Genomic DNA, 17821 nt, shown 5'->3' with positions numbered 1-17821 from the left:
AGTTATGAAGCGTAAGGGGGATTTATATGTCGCAGAAAAAAATTGAAAAAGTGTTAGTCGCAAACCGTGGAGAAATTGCCATTCGTGTGTTTCGTGCCTGTAACGAATTAAACATTCGCACAGTGGCCATTTACTCAAAAGAAGACTCCGGATCGTATCATCGCTATAAAGCAGATGAGGCGTATATCGTTGGCGAAGGGAAAAAGCCGATTGATGCGTATTTAGATATAGAAGGTATTATCGAAATTGCGAAAAACAATGGAGTTGACGCGATCCATCCTGGATACGGATTCCTTTCTGAAAATATTCATTTCGCAAAACGATGTGAAGAAGAAGGAATTATTTTTATCGGACCGAAATCGAAGCATTTAGATATGTTCGGTGATAAAGTTAAAGCGAGACACCAAGCTGAATTAGCGGGCATTCCTGTTATTCCTGGGAGCAATGGTCCTATTTCAAGCTTAGATGAGGCCGTTCGTTTCGGTGAAGAATACGGGTATCCGTTTATTATTAAAGCTGCCTTAGGCGGAGGCGGACGCGGCATGCGTATTGTCCGCAGTGAAGCGGGTTTAAAAGAATCGTATGAGCGTGCTAAATCAGAGGCGAAAGCAGCTTTTGGTAGTGATGAAGTTTATGTGGAAAAATTAATTGAAAACCCAAAACATATTGAAGTCCAAATTATTGGAGACCATGAAGGGAACATCGTTCATTTATACGAACGCGATTGCTCGGTTCAACGCCGTCATCAAAAAGTTGTTGAAGTGGCACCAAGTGTGTCCTTATCTGATTCGTTACGTCAACGCATTTGTGAAGCCGCTGTCCAATTAATGGAGAATGTCAAATATGTGAACGCAGGAACCGTTGAATTTCTCGTTTCCGGTGAAGAATTTTACTTCATTGAAGTAAACCCACGTGTTCAAGTTGAACATACAATTACTGAAATGATTACGGGTGTAGACATTGTTCAAACGCAAATTTTAGTAGCGGAAGGACATGCTATTCATAGTGATAAAGTTGGTATTCCAATGCAAGAAGAAATTCGTACACACGGATATGCAATTCAATCTCGTGTGACGACAGAGGATCCGTTAAATAATTTTATGCCTGATACAGGAAAAATTATGGCGTACCGATCTGGTGGCGGCTTTGGCGTTCGTTTAGATACAGGGAATAGTTTCCAAGGTGCGGTCATCACACCTTATTATGATTCGTTACTTGTTAAAGTTTCGACATGGGCGTTAACATTTGAACAAGCAGCAGCGAAAATGATTCGTAACTTACGCGAATTCCGTATTCGTGGAATTAAAACAAACATTCCGTTTTTAGAAAATGTTGTGAAACATGAAAAATTTATTTCTGGTGAATACGACACATCTTTTATCGATTCTTCCCCTGAGCTTTTCGTATTTCCGGTGAGAAAAGACCGCGGAACGAAATTGCTTTCGTATATCGGAAATGTGACGGTGAATGGATTCCCAGGGATCGAGAAAAAGAAAAAGCCTGTTTTTGAAAAACCAGTCGTGCCGAAAGTAAAGCTGACAGATCCCATTCAGCCTGGAACGAAACAAATTTTAGATGAGCGTGGTGCAGAGGGACTGGCCCAGTGGGTTAAAGAACAAGATCAAGTGTTATTAACAGATACAACGTTTAGAGATGCTCACCAATCCTTACTTGCTACACGAGTACGTACAAATGACTTAAAACAAATTGCTGAACCAACAGCCCGCATGTTGCCGGAGTTATTTTCTCTCGAAATGTGGGGAGGGGCAACGTTTGATGTCGCGTACCGTTTCTTAAAAGAAGACCCATGGGATCGTCTACTCACAATTCGAAACAAAGTTCCGAACCTTTTACTACAAATGCTGTTACGTGCTTCGAATGCCGTTGGTTATAAAAACTATCCAGATAATGTCATTAAGGAATTTGTTGAAAAGTCGGCACATGCGGGGATTGATGTTTTCCGTATTTTTGACAGCTTAAACTGGGTAAAAGGCATGCAGCTTGCAATTGAATCTGTTCGTGATTCAGGTAAGATTGCAGAAGCAACGATGTGTTATACAGGAGACATTTTAGATCCGACTCGTCGTAAATATGATTTAAATTACTATACACAATTAGCGAAAGAGCTTGAAGCGTCAGGTGCACATATTTTAGGAATTAAAGATATGGCTGGTTTATTAAAACCGCAAGCAGCCTATGATTTAATTTCAGCGTTAAAAGAGACGGTAAATATACCAATCCACCTTCACACGCACGACACGAGCGGAAATGGTATTTTCTTGTATGCAAAAGCAATCGAGGCAGGGGTAGACATTGTCGATACGGCAGTAAGCTCCATGGCCGGATTAACGTCACAGCCAAGTGCGAACTCACTATATCATGCTCTTTCTGGACATGAGCGTCAACCAAACTTAAATATTCAATCACTTGAAAAGCTTTCCCAATATTGGGAGTCTGTTCGTGCTTATTATCAAGATTTTGAAAGTGGCATGAAGTCACCGCATTCAGAAATTTATATGCATGAAATGCCAGGCGGACAATATAGTAACCTTCAACAACAGGCAAAAGCGGTTGGGCTTGGCGATCGTTGGGAAGAAGTAAAGGACATGTACCGTCGCGTAAATCTATTATTTGGTGATATCGTAAAAGTGACACCTTCTTCGAAAGTTGTCGGAGACATGGCATTATTTATGGTTCAAAACAATTTAACGGAAGAAGATATTTATGAGCGTGGTGAGTCGTTAGATTTCCCAGACTCGGTTGTAGAATTATTCTCAGGGTATCTTGGACAACCACATGGAGGGTTTCCGAAAGACCTACAACGCATTATTTTAAAGGGACGAGAGGCAATTACAGAAAGACCGGGAGAACGACTAGAGCCTGTTAACTTTGAAGCCATTAAAGAAGAGCTCTTCCAAAAGTTGAATCGCCCGATTACAAGCTTTGAAGCAATCGCCTATGCATTGTATCCAAAAGTGTTTACAGATTACACGAAAACATATGAACAATTTGGAGACATTTCAACGCTTGATACCCCAACGTTCTTATACGGTATGAGACTTGGTGAAGAAATTGAAGTTGAAATTGAAAAAGGAAAAACATTAATTGTAAAGCTTGTCTCCATTGGAGAGCCACAAGCTGACGGCACACGCGTCGTATATTTTGAATTAAATGGCCAACGTCGTGAAGTGTTAATTAAAGATGAGAGCATTAAATCAACTGTTGCGACTAAGGTAAAAGTTGATCCGCAAAATGATGAGCATATCGGCGCGTCCATGCCAGGAACCGTTATTAAAGTGCTTGTCGAAAAAGGTGAGAAAGTCAATAAAGGTGATCACCTTATGATTACTGAATCGATGAAAATGGAAACGACTGTTCAAGCCCCATACAGCGGAACGATTCGCGATATTTATGTAAAAAGCGGAGACGCGATTCAAACAGCTGATTTATTAATTGAAATGAATAAAGCTTAATAACTATGAAGGGCAGCTTTTAATAGCTGCCCTTTTCCTTTGCGAATGTTTTTTCAATAGGTGCTATTTTTCAATGAATTTGCCAATTCATCAACGAGCCATTGGTGAGTCGTTTCCGTTATTTACCTAATGAGAAAGTAGCCCTTTTCTTGTACAATAAAGATGTGCACAACAACATAACTCTTCAAAACGTCGAGCCTATCCCAATGCGGTTAGGCTTTTTTGTTTCATGATATTTACATAATATACTAAAAATGGATTATGCTATCGATTAATAAGAGTAACTTTGTCGTTTGCATAAAGACGTTCATTAATTTGAGTTGAAACGAGGTTTTGAGCATGCCAATCATTTTATCTGTTGGAACGAAACCACCTGAAAATATATTAAGTCAAAGTGAAGCTGTTCAATTTGCTAAAGAGATGTTTTCGTCCTCCTTTTCAAATATTGAGCGACTATTAACCGTGTTTCAAAATGGCGATATAAAGAAACGTCATTTTGTTGAAAGTCTAGAATGGTATAAAGAAGCTCATTCGTTTTCAGAAAAAAATAATGTCTATATCAAACATGCTGTTCAATTAAGTATCGAGGCGATTCATCGTTGCTTATCGCGAAAGGATTTGTTAAAAAGAAGTGTTGACTATGCAGAAATAGATGCTATTTTTTTTATTTCATCTACGGGAATGTCCACCCCAACTATTGATGTGAAAATTTTGAACCAACTTCCATTTAAAGAAACGACTAAACGCGTTCCAATTTGGGGTTTAGGTTGTGCGGGTGGTGCAGTTGGTCTATCAAGAGCTTTCGAATATTGTCAAGCCTATCCTGATGCAAAAGTGCTCGTCTTATCGGTAGAGTTATGCAGTTTAACATTTCAACACGATGATCTATCCAAAAGCAACTTAATCGGGACGTCACTTTTTGCAGATGGTGTCGCTTGTGCGCTTGTTGTCGGCGATCAATCGTCCTATGCAGATTTTTCACATTTACAATCGTTTATGAAAATTTTTGCAACACAATCCAATTTAATGCCGCATTCTGAAGATGTGATGGGATGGGATATTCGTGAAAAGGGCTTTTACGTCATTTTTTCGAGAGACATTCCTTCAATAATCGAAAAGTGGCTACGGCCGAATGTAGAACAATTTCTTCAAAAGCATTCCCTTCAATTAAAGCATATTGATCATTTTGTCGCCCATCCAGGAGGGAAAAAAGTGTTGCGAGCGTATGAACGTTCCTTACAATTACAGCCTAAACAATTGCTTCTGTCACGTGAAGTACTCAAATTGTTCGGGAATATGTCATCGGCTACCGTCCTTTATGTCATTGAAAAGTATTTAACAGAAAATATTGGCCAAAAAGGAGAGTATGGCTTAATCGCAGCAATGGGGCCAGGATTTTGTTCGGAACAACTACTCGTAAGATGGGGGCATAAATAAATGATTTTTGCTATCGTTGTAAGTTTACTTGTCATTCAGCGACTCATTGAGCTACAAATAGCGTCTATTAATGAACGTGTTATGAAAAAAAAAGGTGCACAGGAATTTGGCAAAGCTCATTATCCGTTTATTGTTCTCATCCACATTTTATTCCTGTTGTCTTTCATCATTGAAGTCACATATTTTAACAAAAGTATTTCACCGTATTGGTATGTGTTGATCCCAATTCTCCTTTTCGCACAATTTATCCGATACTGGAGTATTTTCACACTCGGCCCGTTTTGGAATACGAAAATTATTGTTTTACGGAACGCAAAAGTGAAAGTGAAAGGACCTTATCAATTTATTCGACACCCTAACTATGTGGCCGTTGTTATGGAAATCGCGCTCATCCCGCTGTTATTTCAAGCAATCTGGACAGCCATCATATTTACACTGTTAAACGGAGTCATTTTATTTATCCGAATTCGTGAAGAAGAACGTGCATTAAAGGTCGAGACGAACTATTCAAATGTTTTTCACGCAACTTCGCGATTTTTTTCTAAAAAAATGTAAAGTAGTATTGAAAATGATTCTCGTTAATGGTAAAATTTAAGTAAAGATGAAAATCATTCTCAACAAAAGGTTGGTGAAGAATCATGACAATGGCTTTTATCGGCGGTACAGTTATTGCGTACAGCGTCATGATTGGTTATGTTTTAAAGAAAGTTGAAGCAAGTCAAAATTCATGATTTTACGTACACACCGTTTGCATTCCTCTTTACATAGAAATAAGATCAGTAGAATCCTCACGTAGAAAAGTAGCGATCCCATCCATTAAATGGGCGCTACTTTTTTTGTTTCCAATCGATCATAATCGACGTTCTTTTTGCTTCATTTTGTACATTTTTTGTTAGTTTGGAATAAAAACTAAATAAAAAGGCGTCAGTATTCCTTATTTGGCATCAAATGCAAAAACTTCATTTTGAATAAAGATTGATCAAAATGAGGACTTGCTACTATTGTTCAACGGCAATTTTTATAAAAAGGTTCGATCAAAATAGCGTTCAAAACTGATGGAATTAGGGTTTTTATGCTTTAGAACGACATATTTTATTGCGACTTTATTCAAAACATCACATCTTTTTTATAAACGGTACGACTTTATTTCAAACACACAAGATGTAACTTTATAACCAAAATTGATCATTCTTTATGAATTTAAAGCTAGGAGTGTATCTAGTTTGTTAAAACGAATGGGAAACATGTTTCATTTGACAATTAATTAATGTTGAATAGGAAAAGGTTAAGAAGCTACAGAATTGCTTCGTTTACCATTTTTAAAAATTTTAGGTTGTTCAATTGCTAGTTCTCCCCCGTATTATCGAGAGGGAGTCAACTTTAATTTTAATAGAATATACAAAAAAATAGATTTCAAACTTCGATTATGTTAATATATAACAGGGTTTGTAATATATAGGATGGTGGCGTATGTTTAAAAAGTTAAAGTTTGTTTCAGTTTTTCTATGTTTCTTGCTTTTATCATCTGCTCTATTACCTAATGTAACAGGTGCAGGCAACTTTGATGGAACAGAAATCGATACTGGCTATGGAGAGGCATCTATTTTAGGTGAAGTACTGTATGAAGAAGAGTTGCCGGTTGGGTTACAAGAATTGGAAGATGAGATTGATAACTATCTCGAACAATTTAAATATACTGAAGAAGACTATCAGAATATGAGTGAAGAAGAGGTTGATCAAGTATACAATGAGATATTCAATAGTCGAGAATTTTTGGAACTAGAAAAGAATTATGAAGAAGAGTATGCTCAATATGAAGCAGAACTTAATCAAAGCGTAATTCAACCTAGAATTGCACCAATCCTGGTCCCTATTGTAGCATCAACAGCTAGAGTCGCTTTAAAAACTATTGTGAAACAAGGTACAAAAATTGCATCTAAGTATCTTAAAAATAAATTGAAATCCGTAGGGAAAAATTACAAATTGATTTGGAACTCTACGAACAGTAAAGGTAAAGTCACATCTTTACTTAAAATTCAGCACAAGCCAACGAAACAAATGGTGTTTAGAATTGACAACGGTACTATACCATTGAAACCAGGTTCACAGGACTGGTACTGGCATTACCATATTGGAGATACTCCCGCTAAAATGAAACATCATTATTCATTACGTTCCCTTGTCCCAGCAAAGCATAAGCCGGGTGCAGCTACCACATTATATTAAAAATAAAAAGAAGAGTTATTTTATAACTCTTCTTTTTTGCCTTCATCTGGAAACAGTATAACTGGCGAGTAAGGTGCTTTAGGATCTTGTTTTAAGTTTATGAAGTAATTATGGTGATTACGTTCTCCGAATTGTTCGGTGTAAGGCATCTCTAATGCCATAAACATATCTTCATCTTCTACTACCCCCACATACAACTGGTATCCTTCGTCGTCGGAAGGAAAGAAATTACCCATAGATGTATTGTTAGTCAGAGCGTTATCTATTAATGTTCTAAGTTCAATTAATGCTCCTCTATTTCCTACGATAAAAGATTCATGATGATGAGAATGTTGGGCGTATATATGCAAATATTTATATTCTTTCCAAGACATATCATAATCTCCTTTTAATTTTTTACAATTATACCATGAAATATAACCTAATGTATCTTACTTGAAATAACTTTTCAAATGTGTTGATTATGCTTGATGTTACATAAAAATACATAAAGGGATAACCTCGGATGGTGATTTCGATTTTCGCTCGTGTTAGGGAATGTTTTATTTAACCAAGAATACAGTTCTTTTTGCTACGGAAGAACTTAATTTTGCTGGTACACTTTAACCATGGCTTATAGTCTGCACCGATCCCTGTCCCGCGACCTTTTTTAATCCATTTTTCAACTTTAGATGTTCGTCTTCTTTTAGACATAAAAAACACCCCTAAACACTTTAGACAGTAATATCCAAAGGGGTAAAACAGTGCAACTTTTTTATAAACAGTTAATCTTTTTTCAAAACGGTCAAACTTTTTTATAAACGGTTAAACTTTGTTTCAAATCCACATTTTTTTAACAATAGTGAACAGAATGTGAACATAATATGATAAAATCAACATAATTAATTCTGTATTGGAACAAAAGGGGATGCCACATGGAACAAATTAAACAAAAGCACTTTGTTGATACGATTTTTCATTTGTACGAGCATACACCGGTAGAAGTAAGAGAATCATATGCTCCAAAATGGCTTGAGTTAATGGAGAAGACGCGAGATCAACGTTTACATATTACGTTTACCGGTCATTTCTCTGCTGGAAAGTCGACATTGTTAAACCATCTTGTCCATGGAAAGGTTTTGCCATCAAGCCCGTTACCAACAAGTTCTAACATTGTCATGCTAGCAAAAGGACCATCAGTTGTCAGGGCTACAGATTATGACGGAACGATGTATGAATGGAAGGGAGGAGCGGAGAATTCCTTTATTCAAACACTTTGTAAAAGGGGCGATGTGTTACATAAAGTGTATATCGAACATGACTCCTTTGAATTAGACAACAACCTTGTCTTCATGGATTCGCCTGGTATTGACTCAACTGATGACGACCACCGAAAAAGTACAGAGTCTGCTCTTCATATGGGAGATATTATTGTTTACGTTACAGACTATCACCATGTACAATCGGAATTAAATATTTCATTTATCAAAAAGTTAAAAGAGATGAACAAAGAGCTTCTCGTTATCGTCAATCAAATTGATAAACATAACGAAGAGGAGCTACCTTTTTCACAATTTAAAGAACGAATCGAAGATACAATGGTTGAAGTCGGAGTAGAAAGAGACGATATTTTTTACACAACATTAAAAGCTTTAAATCACCCAAATAATGAATTACATCGTTTCATGAAAAAAATTGAACAGTTTGAGAAAAAGAGACAAGAGCTTATTGAGCAAAACATCGTCCAATCATCTGTTCAATTAATAAAAGAAATTGCCCATGATACAGTAGAACGATTTTTAGAGAAAGAACAAGTTTCTTATGAACAGTTCCAAAAGGTTGAAGCTACGCTTGATGATTTAAAAGAATCGCTTGAAAAAATAGATGAAGAAATCGAAACACTTAATAAACAGAAAAAGGCTATTGAAAGCGATTATGAGCACGAACTCGACAGCTTGTTAAAAAACGCCAACATCACTCCATTTACGGTAAGGGAAAAAGCGAAGCAATTTCTAACTACACTAGACCCGCAATTTAAAGTCGGTTTATTGTTTTCAAAGAAAAAAACAGAGGCCGCAAAAAAAGAAGCATACGAGGCATTACTTGAAGAATTAAACAAGCAAATTGAGACCGAAATCATTTGGCATTTACGAAACTTTTCGAAGGCGATATACGAAACGTATGAGCTAACAAATGGTTCGTTACTTGAAGGCATTTTAGCATTAAGCTATGAGATTACGCTTGGTGAGCTTCAAAGTATAGTGAAGCAAGGGGCCCAATTAAATGACCAATACGTCTTACAATTTGCAAAAGATGTATCGGACTATGTAAAAAGAAATGTAAAAATGCAAGCGTTTGACATTTTGAATGAGCTCATCCAAACAAAAGAGAGCCATCAAAATGATAAGAAAATGTCCTTCATTTTGAAAAAAGAATCATTAACCGAACAATTAGTAGTAAAAAGCAAGTGGATCGAAGAGAAAGAGCAAATAGAAAAATGGCAATCCAATATGTTAGCAGCACTAAAAAACGGTGTGATATATGAAGAATTCTCGGTGCAAAGCTGGTTAAAGGAGAAAATGCAAGAACGTCTTCGTTTATTAAAAGAAAATGAATACCCAGCTATATTAACAGAAAATGAGATGGAACAGCAGATGATTGAACAAGAGGAAGACATCTCATCGATGAATAGCGGTGTACAAACATCTGCTACGATCGTGAACAAACTGCATAAAGCAGTCCAGCTACTTGAAGGCTTGGAAGAATTAACGTATTTAAAAGACCGATTAAAGATAAGAGCGAATACGATTGAAAATCGATCATTTACCATTGCCATGTTTGGTGCTTTTAGTGCGGGAAAATCTAGCTTTGCTAATGCGTTAATTGGAGAGCGTATTTTTCCTTCATCACCAAATCCAACGACAGCAGTCATTAATAAATTAACAGGCATCACTTCGGAGTTTTCCCATGGCGATGTGCAAATTCTGTTTAAATCAGAACAAGATTTGCTGGAGGAACTAAATGATTTGCTAAACCCTCATCATTTACATGTAACAGAATTAAGTCAATTAACGAAAGTTAGAAACGAGTTACAACAAAACATAGCGGATTCAGTTGGAAAAAGGCTTGATATTTATGAAAAGGGTATTCAATTTTTACAAGCACAACAGTCAAAAGAAAAAATCACATTCGTTGAAAAAATTGAACAATACGTTGCCAATGAAGAAAAATCTTGTGTCATTCAAGAAGTTACCATTTACTATGACTGTGAGCTAACGCGGAAAGGAATTACGCTCGTTGATACACCAGGTGCGAGTTCATTACATCAAAGGCATACAGACTTAGCGTTTCAATATATAAAAGATGCAGATGCCATTATCTTTTTAACGTATTTTAACCATCCATTTTCAAAAGGGGATCAACAATTTCTTCATCAACTCGGTTTAGTAAAAGATACCTTTACGTTAGATAAAATGTTTTTTATTATTAATGCCATCGACTTAGCCGAAGATGAGGAAGAAGCAAATACCGTTAAACAATATGTTAAGCAAATGTTATTGAAGCATTCCATCCGGAATCCGAAGTTATTTAACGTCTCGAGTCTCGCTACATTAAATAAAAAAGAACTGACACATGTGAAAAATGAGTTTGAGCCTTTCGAGCAAGCGTTCGCTCATTTTATTGAACACGATTTAATGGAGATGATGGTTCAAAGTGCTTCTCATGAATTACAAGTAACGATCAATCAATTAAAGGAATTGATCACCTTATCGAAACTCGGTGAATCAGAGCGCCAGCAAAAAATAGAGGCATTACAGAAGGCGAAACATTCAGTTGAACAAATGATGAAAACTTCAAATCAAGATGACGTCATGATTCAGATGAAACAAGAACTACAAGAATTGAATCATTATGTAAAACAACGTCTACTTTATCGCATGTCAGATTTATTTAAACAAGCGTATGAACCGAGTAAATTTGTAGAAAAGAACCAAAATACGAAACAAATTTTAACTAATTGTTTCGATGAATTTATTACAACATTGAACACAGCATATGTTCAAGAGTTTAACGCAACATCGTTACGGATTGAAAAATATGTAAATGGTTTGATGGAAAGAGCTTTTTCTCAATTAATCACTCATATAGAAGAGGTTATTCCATCGATCCCGTATTCACAAATGGAGAAGCTACAAACCGACACACCTGTATTAAACTTACAGCTTCGTTCCATCATTCCTGACAATATGGAAAAAGGACATAAATATTTTAAAAATGCAAAAGCTTTTTTTGAACATAATGAAAAGCAAAAGCTTTATTTATATTTTGAACAGCAACTTCCTTTCATTATGGAAACGATGGTGAAAAAAGGTGAGAATCTTTCTTATCCTTATTATGAAAAAGCATTTCAAAAACAATGGCAAAAGATTTTACAAGTAGTGCAAAGTGATGTGGAAGCGTATGTTCAATCAAGAATTACAACGTTAAATGCACCAAGAGATGTGGACCAATTGGAAACCATTTTAAAAACGATGGAAAAAGAGGTTGTTGAATGAAAGAAACAATCATTCAATGTTTAAGACAACTTGAACAACAAAACGGCATTTCGATCCTATATGCATGTGAACTCGGAAGCAGAGCTTACGGTTACGAAACGAAAACGAGTGATTACGATATCCGGTTTATTTTTCAATACCCGATTGCATCTTATATTGGCATCAATCCAATTAAAGAAAGTATTCAGTATAATCATGGTCAAATGGAGTGTCACGGTTGGGATATTAAAAAAGCCGCTCAATTAGCGAAAAAGTCGAATCCTTCGCTCATTGAGTGGCTTCAGTCCCCTATCATTTATTTGGATCAAAAGCGTTTTTCACAAAAATTTTTTGATCGTTGTAAAGAAAGCTATGATTTAAGCACATTGCGTAAACATTATGAAAGAATGTTTACGAAAAATATTGAGCAAGTTCGCGAAGGGAAATTTAAAATGCTCCTTCATGCGATCCGATCATTACTGGCGATACAATATATGATCCATGAACAAAAAATCCCACCTGTCCAATTGTCGAAACTCCTTTTATACATAACAGATGATCAAATAAAGGAGACATATGAAGCCGTCATTTTTGAAGCGAAACGGAATCGCGGGATCACAGGGGAAACCTTGGAGCAAATGATCAAAACATGTCGTCTTCATTTCGATCAACTATCGATGTGTCCGTTGATGTTAAATGAACATCAACAATCGAGCTCTTCCTATCATGAGTTTGTAGTGAATTGGGTACTCGATAACGAATAAGCTATCCGTTTTTTAAAGGGGAGAGGTTGTTGGCAAAAATAAAGTATCAAGTTTGTGCTTCGTGCATTCATTTTTTCGTAGAAAAGAAAGATAAAGGAGTCACATATCATTGTCAAAGGCTCGGTTATGAAACAAAGCCGAATTATTCATTTTCTTGCTGGACTCCAAAACGAGAAGTGGTAGAATTAATGAGAAAGAGAGGAGATCGATCATGACGGAAGTACATAAAGAAATTTCTAAACATTCCAATCGTCAGCACCAAATCGTTAAAACATTTGTACAGCTTGAAGCGACTCGTGAAGCATTGATTGAAGAAGCCATTCAACGATGCTTAAATAATGAACCTTTTTCTGTTGAAAAAATCAATGCAGTAACCGATGAAATGAATGCACTCGCGAAAAAAGGAATTGTTCCTACGAGAAAACGTGTCACGATAGACATGGTCAAAGAATTCGTCGCAAAGAAATACAATCAATCTTTTTAAGAGAGAACGACACCGAAAACTTCCAGTATGAAAAGCCCCATCAACTGTAAACACTAATCGTGTACCGCGAAGAAAGGGGAGTTTTGATGGGACGCACTAAGCACGGCAATGCCAATGCACAGCGCAATAATAATGTTAAAAAGAAAAACGACTTTAATAAACCATTTGTATCATACGCTGCAATGGAAGTAGAAAAAATGTCAAATGAAGATAACGAAAAGTGACCGTTTTTAAGGTCACTTTTTTATGTGATTAGACAAGTGGTTAATGGAGTCTTCGCTGTCCAAGGAAAGCTACTTAGCCCCTCGATTCTAAAATGTGACGCCTTAAAGGAAAAAGCGCCTTTTTGGGCGAAATATATTTTTGTCTGAGGCTGAGCAAGGCGCATATGCTTTTCTGATCGATTGGAAAAAGTTTGATTTAAAAATTCCCTCTCACAGAAATGAATTGATTATGGTATGCTTGTAAAGTGCTGATTTCTTAGTTAGGATGTGAAGGGAATATGAAGCATAAAATGTTATTAATTGATGGCATGGCGTTGTTATTTCGTTCTTACTTTGCTACGGCTATACACGGACGTTTTATGGAGAACAGAAACGGCATTCCGACAAATGGCGTTAACGGCCTTGTAAGGCATGTTTTAACGGTGATAGACAAATTTGCGCCTCAACACGTTATTTGTTGTTGGGATATGGGAGCGAAAACATTTCGAAACGAAATGTACAATGCGTATAAAGCGAACCGAAGTGAGCCACCTGCAGAGTTAATTCCACAGTTTGATCTTGCAAAAGAAGTTATGAACGAATTAAATATAACGAATATTGGTGTAGAAAATTTTGAAGCGGATGATTGTATCGGAACGATTGCTGAACGCTACAAACACGATTACGACATGATAGTAGTAACGGGAGATCGAGATTTATTACAGCTTGTTGACCAAAATGTTCACGTTGCCATTTTGCAAAAAGGAATTGGTAACTATATTGTATATACGTTAGAACAATTTTTAAAAGAGTATGAGATAACACCAAAGCAGCTCATAGATGTGAAGGCATTGATGGGGGATTCAAGCGATAATTATCCGGGTGTGAAAGGAATTGGAGAAAAAACGGCCTATAAATTAATCCGCCAGTATCAATCGATCGAGCAATTATTACAAAATGTAGATCAATTAACACCGTCACAATATAAAAAGATGGTAGAGAGCATGGATGATTTAAAAATCTCACGAAAATTAGCGGAAATTTATAAAGATGTACCGCTGCAAATTACGATTGAAAAAACGTTTAAGCTGACTTCGGAGCAATTGGAACGAACGTTACAAAAATTCGATGTAAGAAAAATTGCGACGAAAAACATTCAATTTTTGCATGAGGTCAGCTAAAAAAGCTGACCTCATATCATGTGGATTCCAACCTATGTAGGCGAATAGTTGCTTATATTTTTGTATTTGATTTTTTTGCACGGTTTTCCAATTCGCTTTGTGGGCTTGGTGTATCATCTGGACGGTCGTATCCTTGAGGATTTACACCAGGTGCTCTTTGTCCGCGATTTCGCTTATTTTCTTTTGTCATTATCACACCTCCTTGCAGTTAGTTTGTCTAACTTTTAATGAATTACTCGTAGAATAATCTAGATATTGTCAACATTAGTACATAAGGGCAGGGTGACACATATGTCTAGTGAATTAAACAACTATTTATCTTTTTTGTATAGCAAAGGCTTTCGATTTGGGGAAGATTTTCTAGGATTTATTCAATTCGGGAAAGGCTACACGAATGCAAATGATAAACTGCTTATTGCAGCGATCGAAATAACATTAAAAGTGCAAAAATCATTCGATGGTGCGTTTTTTATTGCCTTATTAGAAACATTTCAGCAAGAAGGAATTAAAGGGAGACAGGAAGCTCTTTCATTTGCGAAAAGAATGGCCTTATTAAGATAAAATCACTCTGCGCGTTAAACAGAGTGATTTTTTGACGATTGAGGATTTATTTTTGGAACATCGCGTAATTCTGAAACAATCATGGCGATGAAAATAAGAACACATCCCATTGTACTCATCCATGTTAATCGTTCGCCAATTAGAATAAATGCTGTTAAGGCAGCAAAGACAGGCTCCATTGCAAAGATAAGCGCAACCCTCGTTGCTGTTGTATAAGGTTGAAATGTTGTTTGAATGATAAATGCATAAGCAGTTGCAAACAACGATGTAATAATTAAAGCAAGGACAACATCAAAATGTGTAAACATCGCAAGCGAAACGGTATATTTGTTTACTTCAAAGAGCCCAAACGCGAAAAAGCTGAAAAGGGATACAGTGACAAGTTGAATAATTGTTAAAGGTAATGCACGATGCTTGCGCGAATATTTATCTGTAAAAATAATATGAAACGCAAAAGCAAATGCGCATAACAGAACGAGAATATCACCAATGGTAAAGGAAGAGAAATCGCCAGCTGTTAGTAAAAACAATCCGGTGAGTCCAATGAGAACTCCAATCATTGAAAAGATCGTCATTTTTGTTTTTAATAAAAAGACCGATAAGATCGGCACGATTAACACACTAAGTCCTGTAATAAATCCAGCTTTAGAAGAACTTGTATATAATAACCCTAATGTTTGAAGTGCATATCCAAAAAATAAAAACATTCCAAGAAACAATCCGTGAATCCATGTAGATTTATGTATCGAAAAGGTTCTTTTTCGGTATGCCCACAATGTTAACAATATGGCGGCGATGAAAAATCGTACACCATTAAAAAGGTTTGGTGGTAAAACTTGTATAGCATTTTGAACGATGACAAATGTTGACCCCCACATAAACGCAACACTCAACAATAAAAGATCAGCTGTTTTTTGACTTTTCACTTTTTTCTCCCCCTACATCATTTAAGTGAATCGCTTCTCTAGCCAGTTTATCTGCTACGGCATTTTCCTTAGCAGGAATCCACTTTACAAAACAGAATTCAAACTGCTCCATTAATGTTAACGCATTTTCTAAAAGGCTCTGATAAGGTTCTTTTTTAGCAAATCTTTTCTCGATTGCTTGTTCAATTGCTTGAGAATCTGTTCGTATCGATAGGATGGAAAATTTCTCATTTGCACAAAGGGTAAGGGCATGGATGAGCGCATAAAATTCAGCTTCATGATTATTCATCATGCCAAGCGGAATACGCTCCTTGTAGTTTACGCCGTTTCCTTTTATATAAATACCGGCTCCAGATAAACCTGGATCACCGGCACTCGCTCCATCTATATAAACTTCGATCAACATAGATCACTCCTTATTTGCATGCATTTTTTTCGCGATATAAGCGAATGGTGTATCAATGATGGCGACAATGAATTTGATTACATATGTTGTAATAAATATTTGCACCCAAACGGCCAATGGATATTGACCTAAAAAGGCGATAGAAGTAAAGACAAGTGTATCAAGAAGTTGACTAATCATCGTACTGCCATTATTTCGAATCCAAAGAGCGCGGTCACTTGGAAATTTAGTTTTTAACATTGCGTATAAATGCACATCAACATATTGACTAACTAAATAGGCGACAAGGCTTCCTAGCGCAATCCGAGGAAGTAATCCGAAAATTGTTTGCAAAGAATCGTGCGCGATATCAAACTCATGGGGGATAAAGATAAGCACAACTTGCATAATAATGGTTAAAGATATAAGTGTAGAAAATCCAAGCCAAACGGCTTTTTTCGCTTCTTCTTTCCCATATTTTTCATTAATGATGTCGGTGACGAAAAAAGCTGTACCATACATGATATTGCCTAACGTAGCTGTTAAACCGAACAACTCAACCGTTTTGACAACTTGTAAGTTGGCGACAACGGTTGAAAAGCCAATCCAAACAAACAACCCTTCTTTTTTAAACAGCTTGTAAAAAAACAAAACAATGATAAAATTGAAAAATGCGAAACCGATCCAAAGCAATTCGTTGATCATTTTAAAGACTCCTTTGTTAAATCATAAGGTGAACGACTAGTATTATAGCATAATCTAAGGTAGAAACAGGAGCTGAAAATGATGCAAGTATATATAAAATGGGAATATCGCACTTTAAAAGGGGCTACGATCTTCCTTCAATCCGAATGGCTATCCGTTGATCATGCTTTATTATTGATAGAGGACTTCGAAAAAACAGGGCGTGTCAAGGAAATTGTCGCAATAGATGAACAGAACGAACAATGGACCGTAAAACAATTGAAAAAATTAGCCAAAAAACTCGATGAAGAGCCTTCACAATTCCATTGTTACTTTGATGGCAGTTATCAAAAAGAGACGAAGGAATCAGGGGTTGGAATGGTGATCTATTACAATCAAGGACGTGACAAATATCGCCTAAGGCGAAACTTATTAATTGGAGGATTAACGTCAAATAATGAAGTGGAATACGTTGCCCTATACCATGTCGTCTTACTTTTAGAAGAAATAGGGATAAAAGGTCAGTCCGTTACGTTCTCTGGAGATTCTCTCGTCGTCTTAAACCAATTAGCTGGAGAATGGCCATGTTATGACGCGCAACTTGAATATTGGTTAGACAAAATAGAACGTTTGTTGCAAAAACAAAAAATTAAGCCGATTTTTAAACCAATTGATCGAAAGCAAAATAAAGAGGCTGATCAGCTAGCAAAACAAGCCATTGAAGGAACAGCCATCGATAGTACGAAAAGACTATAGCGAGAATTGGGGTTTCAAAATGAAGGATAAAAAACAAGTGTTGGAACAATTAACGGAGTTAATGGATACGTATTGTGTCGATTGCTTTTTAAAGAAGCATTTTCGCAAAGAATATGGAAAGGCACGTGCCCATTCATTCTGCATTCAACAATGTACAGTTGGGCAAAAGATAAAAAAAATAGGCGATAAACTAACGTGAAAAATCCACTGAGTAAATTGTTCAGTGG

At 36.5% G+C, this 17821-nt stretch carries 18 protein-coding genes and 1 pseudogene; 13 read left to right on the top strand and 6 right to left on the bottom strand.

Features of this window, described 5'->3' with window-relative positions; translation table 11 throughout:
- Nucleotides 1-26: 26 nt before the first annotated feature.
- The 4 genes from pyc to MLD65_RS05270 all read left to right on the top strand — a co-directional run bounded on the left by pyc (nucleotide 27) and on the right by MLD65_RS05270 (nucleotide 7136).
- Nucleotides 27-3473, top strand: coding sequence for a pyruvate carboxylase (gene pyc, locus MLD65_RS05285; RefSeq protein ID WP_243290834.1), 3447 nt, complete (start codon nucleotides 27-29; stop codon nucleotides 3471-3473).
- Nucleotides 3474-3812: 339 nt separating this feature from the next.
- On the top strand, nucleotides 3813-4910 hold the full coding sequence (locus tag MLD65_RS05280) for a type III polyketide synthase (RefSeq protein WP_243290833.1): 1098 nt from the start codon (nucleotides 3813-3815) through the stop codon (nucleotides 4908-4910).
- A complete protein-coding gene (locus MLD65_RS05275; protein WP_243290832.1) occupies nucleotides 4911-5465 on the top strand; it encodes an isoprenylcysteine carboxyl methyltransferase family protein in 555 nt (184 codons plus the stop codon).
- Nucleotides 5466-6380: 915 nt separating this feature from the next.
- Nucleotides 6381-7136 (top strand): hypothetical protein, encoded by a 756-nt coding sequence (locus MLD65_RS05270; protein ID WP_243290831.1) that lies wholly within the window; start codon nucleotides 6381-6383, stop codon nucleotides 7134-7136.
- Nucleotides 7137-7156: 20 nt separating this feature from the next.
- On the opposite strand, the gene MLD65_RS05265 is transcribed toward MLD65_RS05270, so the two are convergent.
- Together MLD65_RS05265 and MLD65_RS18225 are read right to left on the bottom strand one after the other, a co-directional pair.
- Nucleotides 7157-7510: a hypothetical protein gene (locus MLD65_RS05265; RefSeq protein ID WP_243290830.1), complete on the bottom strand. Its 354-nt coding sequence runs from the start codon at nucleotides 7508-7510 to the stop codon at nucleotides 7157-7159.
- A 226-nt stretch (nucleotides 7511-7736) separates the two neighbouring features.
- Nucleotides 7737-7829 (bottom strand): annotated as a pseudogene (locus tag MLD65_RS18225) (PDDEXK family nuclease); the annotation flags it as partial.
- 221 nt (nucleotides 7830-8050) lie between these two features.
- Between MLD65_RS18225 and MLD65_RS05255 the strand changes: the two are divergent.
- The 6 genes from MLD65_RS05255 (at nucleotide 8051) to MLD65_RS05230 (ending at nucleotide 14282) form a co-directional block, all read left to right on the top strand.
- Nucleotides 8051-11671, top strand: a complete 3621-nt coding sequence (locus tag MLD65_RS05255) for a dynamin family protein (RefSeq protein ID WP_243290828.1) — start codon at nucleotides 8051-8053, stop codon at nucleotides 11669-11671.
- The gene (locus MLD65_RS05250) at nucleotides 11668-12414 is read left to right on the top strand and encodes a nucleotidyltransferase domain-containing protein (protein WP_243290827.1); all 747 of its coding nucleotides are present in this window, start codon (nucleotides 11668-11670) and stop codon (nucleotides 12412-12414) included. The genes MLD65_RS05255 and MLD65_RS05250 overlap by 4 nt, the downstream gene beginning before the upstream one ends.
- A 29-nt stretch (nucleotides 12415-12443) precedes the next feature.
- On the top strand, nucleotides 12444-12629 hold the full coding sequence (locus MLD65_RS05245) for a hypothetical protein (protein ID WP_243290826.1): 186 nt from the start codon (nucleotides 12444-12446) through the stop codon (nucleotides 12627-12629).
- The gene (locus MLD65_RS05240) at nucleotides 12626-12898 is read left to right on the top strand and encodes a DUF2533 family protein (RefSeq protein WP_243290825.1); all 273 of its coding nucleotides are present in this window, start codon (nucleotides 12626-12628) and stop codon (nucleotides 12896-12898) included. Before MLD65_RS05245 ends, MLD65_RS05240 begins: the two co-directional genes overlap by 4 nt.
- An 86-nt stretch (nucleotides 12899-12984) precedes the next feature.
- Nucleotides 12985-13122 carry a hypothetical protein gene (locus MLD65_RS05235; RefSeq protein WP_243290824.1) on the top strand — a complete coding sequence of 46 codons (138 nt, stop codon included), beginning with the start codon at nucleotides 12985-12987 and terminating at the stop codon, nucleotides 13120-13122.
- Nucleotides 13123-13400: 278 nt separating this feature from the next.
- Nucleotides 13401-14282: a 5'-3' exonuclease gene (locus MLD65_RS05230; protein ID WP_243290823.1), complete on the top strand. Its 882-nt coding sequence runs from the start codon at nucleotides 13401-13403 to the stop codon at nucleotides 14280-14282.
- Between the two features lie 52 nt (nucleotides 14283-14334).
- Here MLD65_RS05230 and sspL read toward each other — a convergent pair whose 3' ends face one another.
- Nucleotides 14335-14472 (bottom strand): small, acid-soluble spore protein L, encoded by a 138-nt coding sequence (sspL, locus tag MLD65_RS05225; RefSeq protein ID WP_243290822.1) that lies wholly within the window; start codon nucleotides 14470-14472, stop codon nucleotides 14335-14337.
- 101 nt (nucleotides 14473-14573) lie between these two features.
- On the opposite strand from sspL, the gene MLD65_RS05220 reads away from it, so the two are divergent.
- Entirely contained in the window at nucleotides 14574-14843 is a 270-nt protein-coding gene (locus MLD65_RS05220) for a DUF6123 family protein (RefSeq protein WP_243290821.1), read from the top strand.
- 14 nt (nucleotides 14844-14857) lie between these two features.
- Here the strand turns inward: MLD65_RS05220 and MLD65_RS05215 are convergent, their stop codons facing one another.
- The 3 genes from MLD65_RS05215 to MLD65_RS05205 are packed head-to-tail and all read right to left on the bottom strand — an operon-like array spanning nucleotide 14858 to nucleotide 16859.
- Complete coding sequence (locus tag MLD65_RS05215) at nucleotides 14858-15769, bottom strand: DMT family transporter (RefSeq protein WP_243290820.1); 912 nt, start codon at nucleotides 15767-15769, stop codon at nucleotides 14858-14860.
- Complete coding sequence (locus MLD65_RS05210) at nucleotides 15747-16172, bottom strand: reverse transcriptase-like protein (RefSeq protein ID WP_243290894.1); 426 nt, start codon at nucleotides 16170-16172, stop codon at nucleotides 15747-15749. The genes MLD65_RS05215 and MLD65_RS05210 overlap by 23 nt, the downstream gene beginning before the upstream one ends.
- A gap of 6 nt (nucleotides 16173-16178) precedes the next feature.
- The gene (locus MLD65_RS05205; RefSeq protein ID WP_243290819.1) at nucleotides 16179-16859 is read right to left on the bottom strand and encodes a queuosine precursor transporter; all 681 of its coding nucleotides are present in this window, start codon (nucleotides 16857-16859) and stop codon (nucleotides 16179-16181) included.
- Between the two features lie 81 nt (nucleotides 16860-16940).
- On the opposite strand from MLD65_RS05205, the gene MLD65_RS05200 reads away from it, so the two are divergent.
- Nucleotides 16941-17594, top strand: coding sequence for a reverse transcriptase-like protein (locus MLD65_RS05200; protein WP_243290893.1), 654 nt, complete (start codon nucleotides 16941-16943; stop codon nucleotides 17592-17594).
- 19 nt (nucleotides 17595-17613) lie between these two features.
- Nucleotides 17614-17793, top strand: a complete 180-nt coding sequence (locus MLD65_RS05195) for a zinc-finger domain-containing protein (protein WP_243290818.1) — start codon at nucleotides 17614-17616, stop codon at nucleotides 17791-17793.
- Nucleotides 17794-17821: the final 28 nt, after the last annotated feature.

Source organism: Bacillus sp. FJAT-47783 (genome assembly GCF_022808615.1).
Classification (GTDB): Bacteria; Bacillota; Bacilli; order Bacillales; family Aeribacillaceae; genus Bacillus_BZ.
Note: the sequence above shows the minus strand (reverse complement) of the source record. Positions and strands in the feature narration are given on the sequence as shown.

Coding starts and splice junctions, on each gene's coding strand:
- MLD65_RS05230 (WP_243290823.1), top strand. CDS start 13,401: ATGAAGCATAAAATGTTATTAATTGATGGCATGGCGTTGTTATTTCGT.
- MLD65_RS05235 (WP_243290824.1), top strand. CDS start 12,985: ATGGGACGCACTAAGCACGGCAATGCCAATGCACAGCGCAATAATAAT.
- MLD65_RS05200 (WP_243290893.1), top strand. CDS start 16,941: ATGCAAGTATATATAAAATGGGAATATCGCACTTTAAAAGGGGCTACG.
- MLD65_RS05255 (WP_243290828.1), top strand. CDS start 8,051: ATGGAACAAATTAAACAAAAGCACTTTGTTGATACGATTTTTCATTTG.
- MLD65_RS05220 (WP_243290821.1), top strand. CDS start 14,574: ATGTCTAGTGAATTAAACAACTATTTATCTTTTTTGTATAGCAAAGGC.
- MLD65_RS05205 (WP_243290819.1), bottom strand. CDS start 16,859: ATGATCAACGAATTGCTTTGGATCGGTTTCGCATTTTTCAATTTTATC.
- MLD65_RS05195 (WP_243290818.1), top strand. CDS start 17,614: ATGAAGGATAAAAAACAAGTGTTGGAACAATTAACGGAGTTAATGGAT.
- MLD65_RS05250 (WP_243290827.1), top strand. CDS start 11,668: ATGAAAGAAACAATCATTCAATGTTTAAGACAACTTGAACAACAAAAC.
- pyc (WP_243290834.1), top strand. CDS start 27: ATGTCGCAGAAAAAAATTGAAAAAGTGTTAGTCGCAAACCGTGGAGAA.
- MLD65_RS05280 (WP_243290833.1), top strand. CDS start 3,813: ATGCCAATCATTTTATCTGTTGGAACGAAACCACCTGAAAATATATTA.
- MLD65_RS05240 (WP_243290825.1), top strand. CDS start 12,626: ATGACGGAAGTACATAAAGAAATTTCTAAACATTCCAATCGTCAGCAC.
- sspL (WP_243290822.1), bottom strand. CDS start 14,472: ATGACAAAAGAAAATAAGCGAAATCGCGGACAAAGAGCACCTGGTGTA.
- MLD65_RS05275 (WP_243290832.1), top strand. CDS start 4,911: ATGATTTTTGCTATCGTTGTAAGTTTACTTGTCATTCAGCGACTCATT.
- MLD65_RS05265 (WP_243290830.1), bottom strand. CDS start 7,510: ATGTCTTGGAAAGAATATAAATATTTGCATATATACGCCCAACATTCT.
- MLD65_RS05270 (WP_243290831.1), top strand. CDS start 6,381: ATGTTTAAAAAGTTAAAGTTTGTTTCAGTTTTTCTATGTTTCTTGCTT.